Origin of the sequence: Gemmobacter aquatilis (genome assembly GCF_900110025.1) — a bacterium.
Taxonomy (GTDB): Bacteria; Pseudomonadota; Alphaproteobacteria; order Rhodobacterales; family Rhodobacteraceae; genus Gemmobacter; species Gemmobacter aquatilis.
On record NZ_FOCE01000007.1, the window covers coordinates 93,227 to 112,062 of the forward strand.

Consider the following 18,836-nt stretch of genomic DNA (forward strand, 5'->3'; position numbering starts at 1 on the left):
TACCTGATAGGGGCACAAGAAAAACCTCCTCTCCCGACAGGAAACCGCGCCATGACCCGAACCCGCATTGCCCTCGCCCTTGCCACCGCCCTGCTGCCGCTGGCGGCGCAGGCCGATGATGCCGCCCAATGCGGCGCCGTGCGGCTGTTCGATCCCGGCTGGACCGACATCAACGCCACCAATGCCGTGGCGACCACGCTGCTGTCGGCGCTGGGCTATACGCCCGAGGTGAAGACCCTGTCGGTGATCGTGGGATATGAGGCGATGAAGGCGGGCGAGATCGACGCCTTTCTGGGCAACTGGATGCCCGCCCAGCAGAAATTCATCGACGATCTGAACGCCGCCAAGGCGGTGGAGGTGCTGGGCCAGAACCTTGAGGGCGCCAAGTTCACCCTGGCGGTGACCAGCGCCGCCGGGCAGATGGGGGTCAAGGATTTCAAGGATCTGGCGCCGCTGGGCGAAGCCTTCGACCGCAAGATCCATGGCATCGAAGCGGGCGCCCCGGCGAATGAAAGCATCCAGAAGATGATCGACGCCAATGATTTCGGCCTTGGCGACTGGGAGCTTGTCGCCTCCAGCGAGCAGGGGATGCTGGCGCAGGTGGCGCGCGGGCAGGACAGCGATGCGCCGGTGGTGTTTCTGGCCTGGGCGCCGCATCCGATGAACACGCGCTTCGATCTGACCTATCTGGCCGGGGGCGACGCCTATTTCGGCCCGGATTATGGCGGTGCCGATGTCTATACGCTGGCGCGCAGCGGCTGGTCGGGCGCCTGCCCCAATGCCGCGCAACTGCTGCGCAATCTCGTCTTCACGATCGAGGCGGAAAGCACCATCATGGGCGGGATTCTGGACGACGGCCAGACCCCGGACGAAAGCGCCAAAGCCTGGCTGAAGGCCAATCCCGCCACGCTGGAACGCTGGCTGACCGGCGTCACCACGCTGGACAGCGCCCCGGCGCTGCCCGCGGCTCAGGCGGCGCTTGGCCTCTGACCCCGAACCGTGGCAGGGGACGGCAAACGCCCCCTGCCCCAAGGCGCTGCTGAAAGGACCGACATGAGCCGCCCCAATATCCTGATCCTGATGGTGGACCAGCTGACCGGAACCCTGTTCCCCGATGGCCCCGCCGACTGGCTGCACACGCCGAACCTGCGCAAGCTGGCCGACCGATCGGTGCGCTTCGCCAACAGCTATACCGCCTCGCCGCTCTGCGCCCCGGCGCGGGCCTCGTTCATGTCGGGGCAATTGCCGCGCCGCACGCGGGTCTATGACAATGCCGCCGAATTCACCTCGGACATCCCGACCTATGCCCATCACCTGCGCCGCGCGGGTTATCAGACGGCGCTGTCGGGCAAGATGCATTTCGTCGGCCCCGACCAGTTGCACGGGTTTGAAGAACGCCTGACCACCGACATCTATCCCGCCGATTTCGGCTGGACCCCGGATTACCGCAAACCGGGCGAGCGGATCGACTGGTGGTATCACAACCTCGGCTCCGTCACCGGTGCGGGCGTGGCGGAAATCACCAACCAGCTGGAATATGACGACGACGTGGCGCATCAGGCGGTGCAGAAGCTTTATGATCTGTCGCGCGGCATGGATGCCCGGCCCTGGTGCCTGACCGTCAGCTTCACCCACCCGCATGACCCGTTCGTGGCGCGGCGCAAATACTGGGATCTCTACGAAGGCAGCGCCCATCTGGAGCCGCCCGAGCCGCTGGCCTACGAAGACATGGACCCCCATTCGCAGCGCCTGATGGATGCCTGCGACTGGCGGTCGCTGGAGGTGACGCCCGACCATATCCGCCGGGCGCGGCAGGGTTATTTCGCCAATATCTCTTACGTCGATGACAAGATCGGCGAAATTCTCGCCACGCTGGAGGCGACGCGGCAAGAGGCGATCATCCTCTTCGTGTCGGACCATGGCGAGATGCTGGGACGCAAGGGGCTGTGGTTCAAGATGAATTTCTTCGAAGGCGCCGCCCGCGTGCCGCTGATGGTCGCCGCCCCCGGCCTGCCAGCCGGGCGGGTGGATACGCCGGTCTGCACCATCGACGTGACGCCCACGCTCTGCGATCTGGCCGGGATCTCGATGGCGGAGGTGATGCCCTGGACCGATGGCGAAAGCCTGGTGCCGCTGGCCAAGGGTTTTGATCGTACGGCGCCGGTGGCGATGGAATATGCCGCCGAGGGCACGATCACCCCGATGGTCGCGCTGCGCGATGCAAGGTTCAAATACATCCGCTGCGCCGCCGACCCGGAACTGTTGTTCGACCTTGAGACGGATGTGGAGGAAACGAAAAACCTCGCCACCGATCCGGCCCATGCCGACACCATGGCCCGCTTTCGCACCGAGGTGGAAATGCGCTGGGATCTGGCCCGCTTCGATGCCGAAGTGCGCGAAAGCCAGGCCCGGCGCTGGGTCGTCTACGAGGCACTGCGCAACGGCAATTATTTCCCGTGGGATTACCAGCCGCTGCGCGCCGCCTCGGAACGCTATATGCGCAACCATATGGATCTGAACGTGCTGGAAGAAAACAAACGCTTCCCGCGCGGGGAATAGGGCCAATCAGACAGCGCCTGCGCAAGGCGCAGGCCCTCCCTTTTATCTCACCGCCCGCGCTGCGCGCAGGCGGCTCGGTCATGCCTCCGGCGGGGATATTTGGACCAAGATGAAAACAGGCGCCACTCTTCACCTTTCATCTTGGCAAAAATATCCCCGGGGGTCCGGGGGCAGGCAGCCCCCGGCGCTGCCGCAAAAGCAAAGGCCCGGTCGCGCTGACCGGGCCCCGCCATCTTCCGTGGCAACGCCTTTGGCGGGGGCTCGATGCCCCGGCCAAAGGCGCCCTGTTTCAGGTCAGACCGCCGCTTTCAGCGCCTCCACCAGATCGGTGCGTTCCCAGCTGAACCCACCATCCGCGTCCGGTGCGCGACCGAAATGGCCGTAAGCCGAGGTGCGGGCATAGATCGGGCGGTTCAGGCTGAGATGTTCGCGGATGCCGCGCGGCGTGAGGTCCATGCAGGCCGCGACGGCCTGTTCGATCCGTTCCGCCTCGACCTGACCAGTGCCATGGGTATCGACATAGATCGACAGCGGCTTGGCCACGCCGATGGCATAGCTGACCTGCAGGGTGCAGCGATCCGCCAGACCGGCGGCCACCACGTTCTTCGCCAGATAGCGCGCGGCATAGGCGGCGGACCGGTCCACCTTGGTCGGATCCTTGCCCGAGAAGGCACCGCCGCCATGCGGCGCGGCCCCGCCATAGGTATCGACGATGATCTTGCGGCCGGTCAGGCCCGCATCCCCATCGGGGCCGCCGATCACGAAGGTGCCGGTCGGGTTCACCCACCATTCGGTGCGCTCGGAAATCCAGCCCGAGGGCAGCACTTCGCGGATATAGGGTTCCACGATGGCGCGGATGTCATCCGAGGTCTGGCTTTCATGCGCGTGCTGGGTGGAGAGCACGATCGAGGTCACCTCCACCGGCTTGCCACCTTCGTAGCGCAGCGAGATCTGCGACTTCGCATCGGGGCGCAGCGTCGGTTCCTGCCCGGATTTGCGCACCTCGGCCAGACGGCGCAGGATGGCATGGGCATACTGGATCGGCGCCGGCATCAGTTCCGGCGTCTCGCGGCAGGCATAGCCGAACATGATGCCCTGATCGCCGGCCCCGTCCTTGTCCACGCCCTGCGCGATATGGGCGCTTTGCTTGTGCAGGTAGTTCTTCACCTTCAGGGTGTTCCAGTGGAACTCGTCCTGTTCGTAGCCGATATCCTTCACGCAATCGCGCACGATGTCTTCGACGCGGCCCAGCATCTCTTTCAGGGCCTTCTTGTCGGACAGGCCGACCTCTCCGCCCACGATCACCCGATTGGTGGTGGCGAAGGTTTCGCAGGCGACGCGGGCATTCTGCTCTTCCGTCAGGAAGGCATCAAGCACCGCATCGGAAATGCGGTCGCACACCTTGTCGGGGTGTCCTTCGGAAACGGATTCCGAAGTGAAAATATAGTTCTGTCTGCTCATGGGGAAGTGCTCCGTTGGGGTATCCCCGTCACGCCAGGAAGCCGTTGTGACGGTTCGATGAAACCCGTTACGCCCCATGCTGCGGCGCGTCAAGCAAGCCCTTTGCCGCGGCGCCGGAACAAAAGCGCCGCGAGTCCCGCCAGCAACACCAGCAGCGGTGCCTCGCCCCAGCGGGCATAGGGGGTTGGCGGCAGCGGCCCCGGCAAGGCGGCGTCAAGATAGGCCGCCACACCGAAGGGCAGCGCCGCCGTCACCCGGCCCCGGGCATCGGTCACCCCGGTCACGCCGGTATTGGCGACGCGCACCAGCGGCAGGCCCATTTCCACCGCGCGCAACCGCGCCTGTGCCGCGTGCTGGAACGGGCCGGTCAGCGTGCCGAACCAGGCGTCATTGGTGATCTGCAGGATCCAGCCCGCGCGATCCGGCGCCGCGCGCAGGTCGCGGGCGAACACCGCCTCGTAGCAGATCAGCGGCAGAATCTTGCCCAGATGCCCCAGATCCAGCACCGCCGCCCCAGGCCCCGCCGCATAGCCATAACCCTGCCGCGCCGCGAAGGCGCGCAGGCCGAAGGTGCGATAGGCCAGTTCGCCCATCGGCACATATTCACCGAAGGGCACCAGATGATGCTTGTCATAGACATGGGTGACCGTCGCCTCCGGGCCGATCACCACCAGGCTGTTGAAGGCCGCCGCCCCCTCCATCCGTTGCGCGCCCAGGGCCACCGGCACGCCCTGCCCGGCTGCCGCCACGGCATCGACCACGCGGCTGCCTTCCTCCAGCAGATAGGGCAGCGCGGTTTCCGGCCAGATCACCAGATCGGGGCGCGGCAGGGCGGCGGTGTAATCAAGCTGCAACTGCAGCAAGCGTTCGGCCTGATCGGGATCCCATTTCAGGCTTTGCGCCGCATTGGGCTGCACCAGCCGCAGGGTAAGACCGGGGGCCGCAGGGTCCGGCTGCGCCAGACGCCACAGGCCAAAGCCCCAGACGGCGGCCAGCAGCGCAGCCGCCCCCGCCACCCCGCGCCAACCCAGCAGCACCGGCAAGGCGGCCAGCACCAGCACCAGCAGCGTCAGCCCGTTGGCCCCGCCATAGGCCGCCAGTTGCGCCACCGGCGTGTCGATCCAGATATGCCCCGGCAAGGCCCAGGGAAAACCGGTGAAGATCACCCCGCGCAGCATTTCCGCCCCGGTCAGCAGCGGCACGATCAGCCCGGCGCGCCCGAATCGCGCGGCAAGCCAGGCAGGCAGCGCCCAGAACAGCGCCAGACCGAAGCCCATCAGCGCCAGCGCAAACGGCGCCATCCAGCCATAGACCTCGGGCTCCACGAAAAATGGCTGCACGATCCAGCTCAGCGCCGCGCCGAAATGCCCGGCCCCGGCCAGCCAGCCGCGCCAGGCCGCCTGACGTGGGCTTGCCGCCCACGCCACCAGCGCCATGATCCCGGCATAGGCGGGCAGGGCCAGATACCACGCGCCCAAGGGCGCCTGCCCCGCAGCCGCCAGAACCCCCAGCCCAAGGGCCAGCCCCGCCGCGCGCCAGCCCTGCATCATTCAGCCTTCAGCCGCCTGCGCCGCCGCCACCCCGGGCAGGCGCAGTCGCAACCGCTTGATCCGGCGCGGATCGGCATCGACCACCTCGAATTCGGCCCCGCTTTCATGCGGCACGATCTCGCCCCGCGCGGGCACACGGCCCGTGCGCAGGAACACAAGGCCGCCCAGCGTGTCGATGTCCTCGTCATCCTCGCCGGTGCGCAGGCGCATGCCCACCTCGGCCTCCACCTCGTCCAGCGGCGCATTGGCCTGAATCAGCCAGACGCCCGGCTTTTCCTGCTTCCACTGCGCGGCGTCGGCCTCGTCATGCTCGTCCTCGATCTCGCCGATCACCGTCTCGATCAGGTCTTCGATGGTCACAAGCCCGTCCACCCCGCCATATTCGTCGATCACCAGCGCCATATGGACACGTTCTTTCTGCATCTTCTGCAGCAGCACGTTCAGCGGCATCGAAGGCGGCGCATACAGGATCGGGCGCAGCAGCTTTTTCAGGCTGAACCGCCCGCCTGCGCCGAACCCATGCTGCAAGGCCAGATCCTTCAGCAGAATCAACCCCTGGGGATGGTCCAGCGTGCCCTTGTAGACCGGCAGGCGCGAAAAGCCCTGGGCGCGGAATACCTCCACCAGATCATCCTTGCCGATGTCCAGCGGCACCGCCACGATGTCCACCTTGGGGATCGCCACGTCATCCACCCGCAGCTTGCGCAGATTGGCCAGCCCCGGCAGTTGCGGCACCGCAGATTGTTGCGGCACGGCTGGCCCGGCCTGGGACGGCGTTTCCGCCCCCGGGCTCAGAGCCGACAGCAGCCTGCCGAAGAACCCCTTCGGCGCCGGATCAGAGAGCGGGTCTTCAGCCTCCGAGGAACCTGTGGTGTCAGACGGCGCCACTTGCGCCGGACTCGATCCTTCGTAACTACTGCCCATTGGTCCTTGTCCAGTTCCCCGCGCGCCGTCGCGCGCCTTCAATATGGATCGGCAATGCCAAGCTGCGCAAGTATCTGCCGCTCGGTCTCTTCCATCAACTCGGCATCGTCATCGTCGATATGGTCGTATCCCAGCAGATGCAGCACGCCATGTACCAGCAGATGCAGCACATGATCGGCCATCGGCTTGTCCTGCTCGGCCGCCTCGCGCGCGCAGGTTTCCCAGGCGATGGCGATATCGCCCAGCTCGGCCGGCTCTTCCGCCGTGCCCGGCGCGGGCAGGTCCGGCGCCTCGCCGGCAAACCGGCTGCCGCGCTCTTCGGTGGGCCAGCTCAACACATTGGTCGGCGCGGGCTTGTCACGGAATTCGGTGTTCAGCTCGGCGATGCGCGCATCGTCGCAGCCCAGCACCACCACCCGAAACAATTCCGGCTCCAGCGCCAGATGCGTCAGCACCGCGCCCGCTGCCCGTTCCGCCTGCGCTTCCAGCCCGTAAGCCGCCCAGCGCTCTTCCTCGATCACGATATCCACAATGCTCATGCGCGCCCCCATAGCGCCCCGCGGCGCAAAACACAAATCCCCTTCTTCTTTGCCCAAATACCCAAAGGGGGAGTCGCCGCAGGCGACGGGGGCAAAGCCCCCACGCCCGCGCGCAGGCGCGGGCCCCCAAAAGCAGTGCGCGGGCCGCAAGGCCCGCGCTCCGGTTGGCTCACCCTGATCACCCAGATCAGCCCTGTTTCGCCTCGTCGGCCTCGTAAGCCTCAATCACCCGCGCGACCAGCGGATGGCGGACCACGTCCTTGGAGGTGAAATAGTTGAAGGTCACGCCCTTCACCCCTTTCAGGATCCGCTCGGCATCCTGCAACCCGCTTGGCACGCCGCGCGGCAGGTCCACCTGCGTGCGGTCGCCGGTGATCACCATGCGGCTGCCCTCGCCCAGACGGGTCAGGAACATCTTCATCTGCATGGTCGTGGCGTTCTGTGCCTCGTCCAGCACCACAAAGGCATTGGACAGCGTGCGTCCGCGCATGAAGGCCAGCGGCGCGATCTCGATCCGCTTTTCTTCCAGCAGTTTCTGCACCTGTTTCGCCGGCAGGAAATCGTTCAGTGCATCATAGAGCGGCTGCATGTAGGGATCGACCTTCTCCTTCATGTCGCCGGGCAGGAAGCCGAGCCGTTCGCCCGCCTCCACCGCCGGACGGCTGAGGATGATCTTGTCCACCATGCCGCCGATGAACATGGTCACGCCCACCGCCACCGCCAGATAGGTCTTGCCGGTGCCTGCAGGCCCGATGCCAAAGCCCAGTTCATTGGCGAACAGATTGGCGACATAGGCCTTCTGCGCCTCGGTGCGCGGTTCGATCGGCTTCTTGCGGGTGCGCAGTTCCACACCACTGCCCGCCTGAAACATCTCGATCTGTTCGCCGGGGGCGCGCAGCGCGTCGGGCATCGGTTGCCCCATGCGGATCGCACCTTCAATGTCGCCTGCGGCGACGCTGCGCCCTGCTTCCAGCCGGGCATAGAGCGCGCGCAGCACGGCGGCTGCCTGCTCCCGCGTGCCCTTGTCCCCGATCACCGCCAGACGGTTGCCCCGTCGCAGGATGTGAACCCCCATCTGATGCTCGATCTGTGCCAGATTGCGGTCGTATTCGCCGCACAGGTCGATCAGCAGACGGTTGTCGGGAAATTCCAGAAGCGTTTCCACAACGTCGTCCGAACGGGTCGGGGGAGTCAGCGCGCTGATGCCCAAGTGCTGTTCCTTTGCTTCAGAAGGGCCATAAGGAAAGTCTGCGCTTCAATGATTACCGAAACAAGACAAAGCTGGGCGTTGCGGTTTCATTTGCAAGGGTGTGCCAAAAAAATCAGCACTTCCACCGCAGCCCTTTCCGCTCAGCGCTAGCCATAGTGGCAGATGCCGCCCGGATCGCAGTCTATGGGCCTGTTTTCAAACCTCCGCAGCGTCTTTGCCGATTCCGCTGGCACTGCCCGTAATTCAGGCACCCCAAAAGCGAACGGGGGCCCGAAGGCCCCCGCGTGATCCGTATCGCCCGAAGATCAGTTCGTGGCGCGCCCCGCATAGGGGACGTAATCGTTGATGCCCGCATCCTGCGTCTGGTAGTTGCGCACCACGGTGCCCGGCGGGAAGTGGTTGTTGCAGACCGGCAGACCCGAAACCGGATCGAAGCGGCGGCCCGAATAGCCTTCGACACCATCGTCGATGATCCAGCCCTGGCACCCATCGGGATCATAGGCGATGGCCCCGCCGCCCGGCGCCAGCGGAACATTGTCGCGGCCATGGTCGCTCGCGGTGGCGATCACCGTGTCGGGGCTTTGCACATAGGGGGTCAGGCCATCGGTGCAGGCACCCAGAGCCGTCGCGGCAAGAAGGGCAAGGCCCGGAAGAATACGATTGGTCATGGGGATCACCACCTGTAGCAGACGACTTCGACGCGACGGTTCTTCTGCATGTTGGCCGCAGAATTGTTCGGCGCCACCGGCTGGCGTTCGCCAAAGCCGATCTCACGCTCCACCACCGCCCCGGTCGAACGGGCCACATCGGCCACAGATTTGGCCCGGCGCTGCGACAGGGCCATGTTGTATTCATCCGAGGCGCGGCTGTCGGTATGGCCATAAACGGCATAGCCGAAGGCCCCGGCCTGCTGGAAGAACCGCGTGAGATACGACCGGCCATAAGAGGTCAGCGTATGGCTGTCTGTGGCGAACAGCGTGTCGGTGTTTTCCACCAGACAGGTGTTGCGCTTCAGGCAGACGGGCTTGCCGGTCTGCGGGTTGACGCGGTCGAGCATGTAGCCCTCCAGCCCGCCATCGGCCCACCAGTGCATGCAGCCGTCATCGTCGATCCACGCACCCCATTCAATCTTTCCGGCGACCTCCGGGGTGCCCTGTGCCAGCCCCCCCTGTGCGAGCCCGACGGAAACGGCGAGCCCCCCGATCATCAACCGTACTGCTTTGGAAAAAAGCTCCACGTCGCAGCCCCCTTCATTCCACCAAGTGACTTGATTTTATTGGGTTCAGGATTGCCGTCGGCGCCCTGCGATGTAAAGCAAAATCTATGCGTTCCACACAGGTGAAACGACTAATTGTTGCGCGCATCTTCGCGCCGGCGAAGGATTTGGCGCATTGATGAGCGGCTGGAAACAGGCGCTGTGCCGGGTCACCCCGGCAGCCGTTCCGCCGCAAGCGAATTGGGCGCGGCGGCGATCACCCGCACCCGCACCAGTTCGCCCACTTTTCCGGTCGGGTCCATCACATGAACCGCATGGAGGTGGTCGGATTTTCCGACCATCTGCCCCGGCATCCGGCCCGGCTTTTCATACAGCACCCCGACCTCGCGCCCGACCATCGCCGCCTGTGCCGCGCGTTGCTGATCGGTGATCAGCGCCTGCAGCGCGTGAAGGCGGGTGTCGCACAATTCAGCAGGCAATTCGGGCTTTTCTGCGGCAGGCGTGCCCGGGCGCGCGGAATATTTGAAACTGAACGCAGCCCCAAAGCCCACCGCGCGGATCAGATCCATCGTATCCTCAAAGTCCCGATCGGTTTCGCCGGGGAAGCCCACGATGAAATCCGAACTCAGCAGGATGTCGGGCCGCGCGGCGCGAATCCGCTCGATCAGGCGCAGATAGTGTTCGGCGGTATGCTTGCGGTTCATCGCCTTCAGGATGCGGTCGCTGCCCGATTGCACCGGCAGATGCAGATAGGGCATCAGTTGCGGCAGATCGCCATGCGCGGCGATCAGGTCATCATCCATGTCGTTGGGGTGGCTGGTGGTATAGCGCAGCCGCTCCAGCCCCTCGATCCCGGCCATTTCGCGCAGCAGGCGGCTCAGCCCCCACACCCCGTCCTCGCCCGCGCCGTGATAGCCGTTGACGTTCTGCCCCAGCAGGGTGATCTCGCGCACGCCGCGCGTCACCAGATCGCGCGCCTCGGCCAGCAGCCGCGCCGCCGGGCGGCTGACTTCGGAACCGCGGGTATAGGGCACCACGCAGAAGGCGCAGAACTTGTCGCAGCCTTCCTGCACCGTCAGAAACGCCGTCGGCCCGCGCAGGGCCTTGCGTTCGGGCAAATGGTCGAACTTGTCTTCCAGCGGGAAATCGGTGTCGATCTGCTGCCCCTCGGCCGCGACCATCTCGGGCAGGCGATGATAGCTTTGCGGCCCCACCACCAGATCGACCAGCGGCATCCGCCGCAGGATCTCGGCCCCTTCGGCCTGCGCCACGCAGCCCGCCACGCCGATCTTCATCCCCGGCTTCGCCGCCTTCAGCGGCCGCAGCCGCCCCAGATCGGAATAGACCTTTTCCGCCGCCTTTTCGCGGATATGACAGGTGTTGAGCAGCACCATGTCGGCCTCTTCGGCGTTTTCGGTTGTGACATAGCCATTCGCGCCCATCGCCTCGGCCATGCGCTCGCTGTCATAGACATTCATCTGGCAGCCGTAGGTCTTGATGAAAAGCTTCTTCGGCGCAGTGTCGCTGCTGTCGGTCATCGGAGGGGCCCTGACTTCATGCTGAGTGCGGCCTTCTAGCGAAATTGCCGCCCGCGTGCAACGCGCGCCGCCATGGGCTTGCATTGAGCGAAACATTAACGGATTCTGCGGCAAAAAGAACAGGCACGCAGCGGGGCACGGGCATATGCGCTACAAAAGTCTGCCGGATTTCATCGCAAGCCGCGGCACGGCGCTGGATGTCGGGCCGGTGGCAATGATCTTCGCCGAAGACCCGGTGGAGGTGGCCTCGACCCTGCGCCACCATCTGGATACCGGCTTTCGCACCGTCCTGCTGTTCATCCATGACGAGATCTTCGTCGATCCCGCGCTGGAAGACCGCGTGCACCGCATCCGCCACGACGTGCATGCCGAAGAGGCCGTCACCGGCGCCGTCGATGCCGTGACCGCCACCGCCGCGCCGGGCATCTGGCTCTATTACTGCTTCAACGCCGAATACCTGTTCTTCCCCTTCTGCGAAAGCCGGACGGTGCGAGACATGCTGTCCTTTCATACAGAAGAGCGGCGCGATGCGATGCTGACCTATGTCGTCGATCTCTATGCCGGGGATCTGGAGCGTTTCCCCGATGCCGTCAGCCTTGAGGATGCGCATCTGGATCGGTCCGGCTATTACGCGCTGGGGCGCACCGATCCCGAAAAGAACTGGGCCGCGAAAGAGCGTCAGCTCGATTTCTTCGGCGGGCTGCGCTGGCGGTTCGAGGAACATGTGACCTGGAGCAAGCGCAAGATCGACCGCATCTCGCTGTTCCGGGCGAAGACGGGGCTGCAATTGCGGGGCGACTTCACCTTTACCGACGAGGAATACAACACCTACGCCTGTCCCTGGCACCACAACATCACCGCCGCGATCTGTTCGTTCCGCACCGCCAAGGCGCTGAAAACCAATCCCGGCTCGCGCTATCAGATCCAGACCTTCCGCTGGCACAGCTCGACCGAGTTCCGCTGGCACAGCCAGCAACTCATGGAACTGGGCCTGATGGAACCGGGCCAGTGGTTCTGACACCCGCACGGCATGGTGTCTTGGCCTCCGGCGTTTTTCTTGGCAGATTGCGGGAACCACAAGCGCCCTGTGCCGTTCTGCGTCACGACGGGTCTTGCCGCGCCTCAATCCAATGGAGCTTTTCATGTCGTTTGTCCGAAACCTCGTTTGCGCCGTGCCGCTGGTTGCCCTGCTTGCAGCCTGTCAGACCGGCAATCCCAACACCACGACCGGCGCGCTGACCGGGGCCGCGATCGGGGCGATGGTCACCAGTGACGGCGACAAGCTGAAAGGCGCTGCCGCCGGGGCGGCACTGGGCGCTCTGGCCGGATCGACGATCCCGCCGGAACGCAAGCAATGCATCTACACCTATCCCGACGGGCGCCAGTATCGCGCCGATTGCCCGTAAGCCTTGGCAAAGGGGGGGCAGGCGCGTCCTGCCCCGGCTCTGCCGGGCAAGCCGGGCCTCAGCGCCGCCGCAGGCGGATCACCACATCGACGCGGGCGATCTCGGTCCCGTCCGGCGCCTTGGGCAGATGCGCGATCACCAGCTCTTCCGCCGGGGCATCGGTCAGTCGCGCCTCGTCTTCCCAGTAGAAATGCGGGTGATCATCCATCCGGGTGTCGAAATAGCTTTTCGACCCGTCCACCACCACTTCCTGCATCAGCCCGGCATCGCAAAAGGCGCGCAGCGTGTTATAGACGGTGGCAAGGCTCACCTTCTCGTCGCCGCTGACACAGGCCGCGAACAGGCTTTCCGCCGTCACATGCCGGTTCTCGCCATCCCCGACCAGCAGCGCGGCCAGCGCAACCCGCTGCCGCGTCGGCCGCAAGCCGCCCCGCACCAGCCAGTCCGTGCCCCGTTCCATCGCCGTCATTGCCATAGGCCGCCCGTGCCCCGATCAGGAAGAATTCCCTTATCATAGGGCCTGCCCCCCGCCTTTTCAAACCCCCATCGCAATTGCAGGGCACCGCAGGGCCGCCTCGCACCCTTGCCATGCTGCAAAGCGGGGTGTTACAGGGGGCAAAAGCAGATGCGGGAGACAAAGGCCAGATGGCGGCATATCCGACGAGTTTCGACCGGGAAGACCTTCTGAAATGCGCGCGGGGCGAACTGTTCGGGCCGGGCAATGCGCAGCTTCCGGCGCCGCCCATGCTGATGATGGACCGCATCACCGAAATCTCCGAAGATGGCGGCGAACATGGCAAGGGCCATGTGGTGGCGGAATTCGACATCACCCCCGACCTGTGGTTCTTCGACTGCCACTTCCCCGGCAACCCGATCATGCCGGGCTGCCTCGGCCTTGATGGCCTGTGGCAACTGACCGGCTTCAACCTCGGCTGGCGCGGCTGGCAGGGGCGCGGCTATGCGCTGGGCGTGGGCGAGGTCAAGCTGACCGGCATGGTGCGGCCTGACCGCAAGATGCTGCGCTATTTCGTCGATTTCACCAAGGCCGTGCAGACGCGCCGCCTGACGATGGGCGTGGCCGATGGCCGCGTCGAAGCCGATGGCGAGGTGATCTACCTCGTCAAGGACATGAAGGTCGCGCTCTCCGCGAACTGACCGGGAAAGAAGGAGCTAGCTCATGCGTCGCGTCGTCATCACCGGGATCGGCATCGTCTCTCCCATCGGCAATACCGCAACCGAGGTGGAAGCCTCGCTGCGCACCGGCAAGTCGGGCATCGTCTTCGCCCCCAGCTATGCCGAGCATGGCTTCCGCAGCCAGGTCCACGGCATGCCGCAGATCACGCTGGAAGACCATATCGACAAGCGCGACCTGCGCTTCATGGGCCCCGGCGCCGCCTACAACTTCATCGCCATGCGTCAGGCGATCGAAGACAGCGGCCTTGCCGCCACCGATGTCTCGAACGAACGCACCGGCCTCGTGATGGGCTCGGGCGGGCCGTCCACCTCCAACTTCTTCCTTGCCCATCAGACGGTGATCGAAAAGGGCGCGCCCAAGCGCATGGGCCCCTTCATGGTCACCCGCTGCATGTCCTCGACCAACTCGGCCTGCCTTGCCACGCCGTTCAAGATCAAGGGCGTGAACTACTCGATCACCTCCGCCTGCTCCACCTCGGCGCATTGCATCGGCAACGGCACCGAACTGATCCAGATGGGCAAGCAGGACATCGTGTTTGCTGGCGGCGGCGAGGAACTGGACTGGACGCTGTCTTGCCTGTTCGACGCGATGGGCGCCATGTCGTCGAAATACAACGACACCCCCACCACCGCCTCGCGCGCCTTCGATGCCACGCGTGACGGCTTCGTCATCGCCGGCGGCGGCGGTGTCGTGGTGCTGGAAGAACTGAACCACGCCCTCGCCCGTGGCGCCAAAATCTATGCCGAAGTCACCGGCTACGGCGCCACCTCCGACGGGCACGACATGGTCGCCCCCTCGGGCGAAGGCGGCGAACGCTCGATGCGGCTGGCGGTCGCCACCCTGCCCGAGGGCCGCAAGGTCAGCTACATCAACGCCCACGGCACCTCGACCCCGGCAGGCGACGTGATGGAGGTCAAGGGGATCCGCCGCGTGTTCGGCGAAGGCAATGTGCCGCCGATCTCCTCCACCAAATCGCTCACCGGCCACTCGCTCGGCGCCACCGGCGTGCATGAGGCGATCTATTCGCTGCTCATGCTGCAAGGCGGCTTCATCACCGCTTCCGCCAACGTGACGCAACTCGACCCGGAACTGAAACCGGAAGAGATCGCCACCACCTACCGCGAGAATGTGGAGATGGATTCGGTCCTGTCCAACAGCTTCGGCTTCGGCGGCACCAATGCCACGCTGCTGATGAGCAAATACCACGGCTGAGCCGGGCACCGATTTTTCGCAGAAAAATCGCATTCAGGGAGAGGCCGCATGGCTGAACTGATGAAGGGCAAACGCGGCCTCGTGATGGGCGTTGCCAACGAGCGGTCGATTGCCTGGGGCATCGCCAAGGCACTGGCGGATGAAGGCGCGGAACTGGCCTTCTCCTATCAGGGAGACGCGTTCGGCAAGCGTGTGCAACCGCTGGCGGCTTCGGTCGGCAGCGATTTCCTCGTCGATGTCGATGTGACCGACGATGCCAGCCTCGACGCCTGTTTCGGCGCGTTGAAGGATCGCTGGGGCACGATGGATTTCCTGATCCACGCCATCGCCTTTTCCGACAAGAACGAACTGACCGGCCGTTTCATCAACACCAGCCGGGCGAATTTCAAACATTCGCTGGATATCTCCTGCTTCTCCTTCATCGACGTGTCGCGCCGCGCCGCCGAGATGATGCCGCAGGGTGGCAGCCTGATCACGCTGACCTTCCAGGGCTCCAACCGCGTCACGCCGAATTACAACGTGATGGGCGTGGCCAAGGCGGCGCTGGAAAGTGCGACACGCTATCTGGCCAATGACCTCGGGCCGCAGGGCGTGCGGGTGAACGCCATTTCGCCCGGCCCGATGAAGACGCTGGCCGGGGCGGCCATTGGCGGCGCCCGCGCCACCTATCGCCACACCGAAGCCAACGCCCCCCTGCGCTCCAACGCGACGCTGGAGGCGGTGGGCGGCACCGCCGTCTGGCTCTGCTCCGATTACGGCGCCTTCACCACGGGCGAGGTGGTGCGCGTCGATGGCGGCTTCCATGTGCTGGGGATGCCGCAGGCCGACAACCTCTGACCCCTGCCGCAAAACCGCTTCCACCAAAAGTTTAGGCCGCCCGAAGGGGCGGCCTTTTGCATGGAACCATGGGTATAAAACAGGAAAAATCCCGCTCGGGTAAGGATTTACCAACGTTGACCCCTGCCCGCCCCCCGCACAGTCTGGCGGCACAGCGGCGCCCGCAGCCTGCGGCGCACCATCCCTTTCAGCCAGTTCCTTTGGAGGCCCCATGCGCATCATCGACGAAACCGTCGCCAACGATCTCAGCGGCAACAGCAATATCTACACGCCGATCACCGATCTGACCTCGATCCCCGGCGCGCAGATCGGCGAAATCGACGTGAATGGCAGCACCCAGGCCTATGCCCATGTCAGCCTGTCCAGTTTCACCGATTACGACACCTTCCGCACCGATCTGACGGCAGGCGAGAAATACCGGCTCGTCTTTACCCCCGATGATGAAAGCAAGTTCTACGCCAATGCCGTCGCCTGGGCGCAGGATGCGTCGGGCAGCGATTCAGAGCTGATCATGAACCTGATCGGCAGCGGCAGCACCTATATCAACGGCTCGCTCTATTCCGAGGTGTTTCAGGTTGCGGCCTCGGGCGCGCATTACTTCTCGTTCCAGCTCGGCGTGTCCAGTTCGGTGCTCCTCAATCCGGTCATCGCGCAACTGGGCTACACCCTGACGCTGGAACGGATCGGGCCGAAGCTGATCACCGGCACTGCCGATCCCGAACGGCTGGTGGGCAGCGACGGGTCCGACCGGATCACCGGGCTGGGTGGCAATGACACGCTGCTGGGTAACGACGGGCGCGATACGCTGGATGGCGGTGCTGGGTCCGATGTGCAGGACGGCGGCAGCGGCAAGGATGTGCTGCTGGGCCTTGGCGGCAATGACCGGCTGCTGGGCGGCGACAGCGACGACCGGCTGGGCGGCGGCAAGGGTGCCGACACGCTGGACGGCGGCGCGGGCCATGACAGGCTGACCGGCGGCACCGGCGCCGACACCTTCCGCTTTGCCGATACGCCAACCGCAGCCAATGCCGATGAGATCACCGATTTCAATCTCCGCGCCGATCACATCGCGCTGGCCCGGCAGGCCTTCACCGCCTTTGCCAGCACCGGCAACCTCGAATCTTCGGCCTTCGTGCAGGGCAGCGCCGCCCAGACCGCAGACCAGCACATCATCTACAACCGCGCCAACGGCCAGATCTTCTACGATGCCGATGGCGTGGGCGGCGCCGATCAGGTGCTGATCGCCACGGTCACGGCGGGCCTCAATCTGACCGCCGATGATTTCCTGATCTACTGAGCGCCCCATCCCCCGCGCCCTGGCCGCCATTCCCCGGAATGGCGGCTTTTTTGCGCGCGCCCGGCGGCAAAACGGGCCCATGATGCACAGACCGCCGCAAGCCATGGTTGGCCCTTGCACAGCGCCGCGTTCGACGATAGGTAATCCCCCGTTGCGGGCGTTGTGTAATGGTAAGACCCCTGCCTTCCAAGCAGGAGACGCGGGTTCGATTCCCGCCGCCCGCTCCATCCTCCCTTACAGGTTCCCGGCCTCTCCGTTTCCCGGACAGGCGCGCCGCCGCAAGAGGCATCCCGCCCCCCTCCCCCCGCTTTCTCGGACCTTGGTCCGATGCAAATCCCCGCCCTTTGGCGCAAACAGGGAGAGAGAGGTCTGAGGCCCCGGCGCAAAGGTCCGGCGCGGATATGCCAGCGCAACAGGGCGTGAGACACAGGGGCATCCCCGCCAGCACGGCCGGGACAACCCTTCCCGCCAAGACGGTCGGGACCATCGAGGAGACACGGATATGACAGCCCACTTCCCGCGCCTTGCCCTTCTGCTCGGCACCGCCGCCATGCTCGCCGCAGCGCCGGTCAGCCTGCAATTCAACCCGGCCTCGGGCGCCTTTGCGCTGAAACCCGCCATGGCGCTGGCGCGCGGCGGCAATGATGACGGCCCCGGCCATGACGCCAACGACGACCGTGGCGGCGACCGGAACGACGACCGGAACGACGATGACAGCCACGATGACGGCGATGACGACAGCCATGACGACGACGGCACCGATGACCGGAACGACGACGACAGCAACGATGACGACAGCCACGACGGCACCGATGATGACAGCAATGATGATCTGAACGACGACGACAGCAACGATGACGGCCCCGGCGATGACCTGAATGACGACGACAGCGACGATGGTCTTGCGGATGACAGCGACGATGACAGCGTGTCCACCGGCCCCACCAAGGGCAAATCGCTGATCGCACTGGCTGGCGCCCGCAAGGTGGCCAAGGTCGAAGTCTCGCGCCGCGGCATCGAAGTGACCTATCGCAACGGCTCCAAGGAACAGATCGAAGGCCGTTGGTATGAACGCAAGGACAAGACCGGCCGCACCGTTGAACAGCGTCTGGCGACGCAGGCCGATATCGACCGCCTCAACGCCCTGCGCTAAGTCTGACACAGCGGGGGGCGGTTTCGCCCCCCTTCCCCTTTGACCCAAGGTTCGCAGACCCGCATCATGCCCCGCCTCACCCCGCTCCTTCTGGCGCTTTTCGTCTGTGCCACCGGCCTGCCGCACCTGCTGGCGCCATGGGCTGTGGCGGGCCTCGCCGCCTATGCCAGCGATGATGGCGGCGACGACCGGGGGGATGACCGGGGGGATGATCGCGGCGACGACCGGGGGGATGACGGTCAGGGCGATGATGGCAGCGACGATGACGGTCAGGATGACGACGGTCAGGACGATGACGGTCAGGACGATGACGGTCAGGACGATGACGGCACCGGCAATTCCGGCACCGGCCTCAGCGGCACTGGCAAGTCGGCCAAAGCTCTGGGCGACACCGCGTTGCGCCGCCTCGGCCCGGCGGGCACAAGGCGCCTGTTGCTGGATGGCACGGTGGAGCGGGTCATCGGCCAGACCTATGAACGGCTCGACGCCAAGGGCCGCGTGCTTGAACGCCGCACCGCCACCAGCTCCGATACCGCACGCCTGCGCACGATGAAGGGCGCATTGGCCATTGTCAGCCTGAGCCGCAGCCGCGCCGTGGTGATCGACAATGCCGGCTGGCGGGAAGAGCTGACCGGCACCCGCTATCAGCTTACCGATCCGCGCGGCAATCTGGTGGTGCGCCGCCGTGCCACCGCCGCCGATCTGAAACGCATCCAGCAGATCCTGCCCGGCGAATAGC

Annotated in this window: 19 protein-coding genes, 1 tRNA gene and 1 riboswitch; of the genes, 11 read left to right on the forward strand and 9 right to left on the reverse strand. The window is 65.2% G+C overall.

Features of this window, described 5'->3' with window-relative positions; translation table 11 throughout:
* Positions 1-51: 51 nt before the first annotated feature.
* Both choX and betC read left to right on the forward strand, forming a co-directional pair.
* Positions 52-990 carry a choline ABC transporter substrate-binding protein gene (gene choX, locus BMX43_RS12955; RefSeq protein WP_091302036.1) on the forward strand — a complete coding sequence of 313 codons (939 nt, stop codon included), beginning with the start codon at positions 52-54 and terminating at the stop codon, positions 988-990.
* Between the two features lie 63 nt (positions 991-1,053).
* Positions 1,054-2,559 (forward strand): choline-sulfatase, encoded by a 1,506-nt coding sequence (gene betC, locus BMX43_RS12960; RefSeq protein ID WP_091302037.1) that lies wholly within the window; start codon positions 1,054-1,056, stop codon positions 2,557-2,559.
* 294 nt (positions 2,560-2,853) lie between these two features.
* Here the strand turns inward: betC and metK are convergent, their stop codons facing one another.
* The 8 genes from metK to miaB form a co-directional block, all read right to left on the reverse strand.
* Entirely contained in the window at positions 2,854-4,020 is a 1,167-nt protein-coding gene (gene metK / locus BMX43_RS12965; RefSeq protein WP_091302039.1) for a methionine adenosyltransferase, read from the reverse strand.
* Positions 4,021-4,027: 7 nt separating this feature from the next.
* Positions 4,028-4,076, reverse strand: a riboswitch (SAM-SAH riboswitch).
* 33 nt (positions 4,077-4,109) lie between these two features.
* Entirely contained in the window at positions 4,110-5,570 is a 1,461-nt protein-coding gene (gene lnt, locus BMX43_RS12970) for an apolipoprotein N-acyltransferase (RefSeq protein ID WP_091302040.1), read from the reverse strand.
* Positions 5,571-6,494, reverse strand: a complete 924-nt coding sequence (locus tag BMX43_RS12975; protein ID WP_091302042.1) for a hemolysin family protein — start codon at positions 6,492-6,494, stop codon at positions 5,571-5,573.
* A gap of 38 nt (positions 6,495-6,532) precedes the next feature.
* Positions 6,533-7,033, reverse strand: a complete 501-nt coding sequence (gene ybeY / locus BMX43_RS12980) for an rRNA maturation RNase YbeY (RefSeq protein WP_091302222.1) — start codon at positions 7,031-7,033, stop codon at positions 6,533-6,535.
* A gap of 187 nt (positions 7,034-7,220) precedes the next feature.
* Complete coding sequence (locus BMX43_RS12985) at positions 7,221-8,243, reverse strand: PhoH family protein (RefSeq protein WP_091302044.1); 1,023 nt, start codon at positions 8,241-8,243, stop codon at positions 7,221-7,223.
* Positions 8,244-8,548: 305 nt separating this feature from the next.
* Complete coding sequence (locus tag BMX43_RS12990; protein ID WP_139201581.1) at positions 8,549-8,911, reverse strand: hypothetical protein; 363 nt, start codon at positions 8,909-8,911, stop codon at positions 8,549-8,551.
* 5 nt (positions 8,912-8,916) lie between these two features.
* Complete coding sequence (locus BMX43_RS12995; protein ID WP_091302049.1) at positions 8,917-9,450, reverse strand: OmpA family protein; 534 nt, start codon at positions 9,448-9,450, stop codon at positions 8,917-8,919.
* 218 nt (positions 9,451-9,668) lie between these two features.
* Positions 9,669-10,997: a tRNA (N6-isopentenyl adenosine(37)-C2)-methylthiotransferase MiaB gene (gene miaB / locus BMX43_RS13000; RefSeq protein WP_091302051.1), complete on the reverse strand. Its 1,329-nt coding sequence runs from the start codon at positions 10,995-10,997 to the stop codon at positions 9,669-9,671.
* Positions 10,998-11,142: 145 nt separating this feature from the next.
* On the opposite strand from miaB, the gene BMX43_RS13005 reads away from it, so the two are divergent.
* Together BMX43_RS13005 and BMX43_RS13010 are read left to right on the forward strand one after the other, a co-directional pair.
* Positions 11,143-12,015, forward strand: a complete 873-nt coding sequence (locus BMX43_RS13005; RefSeq protein ID WP_091302053.1) for a hypothetical protein — start codon at positions 11,143-11,145, stop codon at positions 12,013-12,015.
* 124 nt (positions 12,016-12,139) lie between these two features.
* Positions 12,140-12,403 carry a glycine zipper 2TM domain-containing protein gene (locus tag BMX43_RS13010; RefSeq protein WP_175482109.1) on the forward strand — a complete coding sequence of 88 codons (264 nt, stop codon included), beginning with the start codon at positions 12,140-12,142 and terminating at the stop codon, positions 12,401-12,403.
* A 58-nt stretch (positions 12,404-12,461) separates the two neighbouring features.
* Here the strand turns inward: BMX43_RS13010 and irrA are convergent, their stop codons facing one another.
* Positions 12,462-12,878: an iron response transcriptional regulator IrrA gene (irrA, locus tag BMX43_RS13015; RefSeq protein WP_091302056.1), complete on the reverse strand. Its 417-nt coding sequence runs from the start codon at positions 12,876-12,878 to the stop codon at positions 12,462-12,464.
* 170 nt (positions 12,879-13,048) lie between these two features.
* Here irrA and fabA point away from each other — a divergent pair, with 170 nt between their 5' ends.
* From fabA to BMX43_RS13050, 7 genes are all read left to right on the forward strand, one after another.
* Positions 13,049-13,558 (forward strand): bifunctional 3-hydroxydecanoyl-ACP dehydratase/trans-2-decenoyl-ACP isomerase, encoded by a 510-nt coding sequence (gene fabA, locus BMX43_RS13020; protein ID WP_091302224.1) that lies wholly within the window; start codon positions 13,049-13,051, stop codon positions 13,556-13,558.
* Positions 13,559-13,580: 22 nt separating this feature from the next.
* Complete coding sequence (gene fabB, locus BMX43_RS13025) at positions 13,581-14,810, forward strand: beta-ketoacyl-ACP synthase I (protein WP_091302058.1); 1,230 nt, start codon at positions 13,581-13,583, stop codon at positions 14,808-14,810.
* 48 nt (positions 14,811-14,858) lie between these two features.
* Positions 14,859-15,647, forward strand: a complete 789-nt coding sequence (locus tag BMX43_RS13030; protein ID WP_091302060.1) for an enoyl-ACP reductase FabI — start codon at positions 14,859-14,861, stop codon at positions 15,645-15,647.
* Between the two features lie 211 nt (positions 15,648-15,858).
* Positions 15,859-16,944, forward strand: a complete 1,086-nt coding sequence (locus tag BMX43_RS13035) for a calcium-binding protein (RefSeq protein WP_091302062.1) — start codon at positions 15,859-15,861, stop codon at positions 16,942-16,944.
* A gap of 153 nt (positions 16,945-17,097) precedes the next feature.
* Positions 17,098-17,171, forward strand: a tRNA-Gly gene (locus BMX43_RS13040).
* Between the two features lie 275 nt (positions 17,172-17,446).
* The gene (locus BMX43_RS13045) at positions 17,447-18,097 is read left to right on the forward strand and encodes a hypothetical protein (RefSeq protein WP_091302064.1); all 651 of its coding nucleotides are present in this window, start codon (positions 17,447-17,449) and stop codon (positions 18,095-18,097) included.
* A gap of 66 nt (positions 18,098-18,163) precedes the next feature.
* A complete protein-coding gene (locus BMX43_RS13050; RefSeq protein ID WP_091302066.1) occupies positions 18,164-18,835 on the forward strand; it encodes a hypothetical protein in 672 nt (223 codons plus the stop codon).
* Position 18,836: the final 1 nt, after the last annotated feature.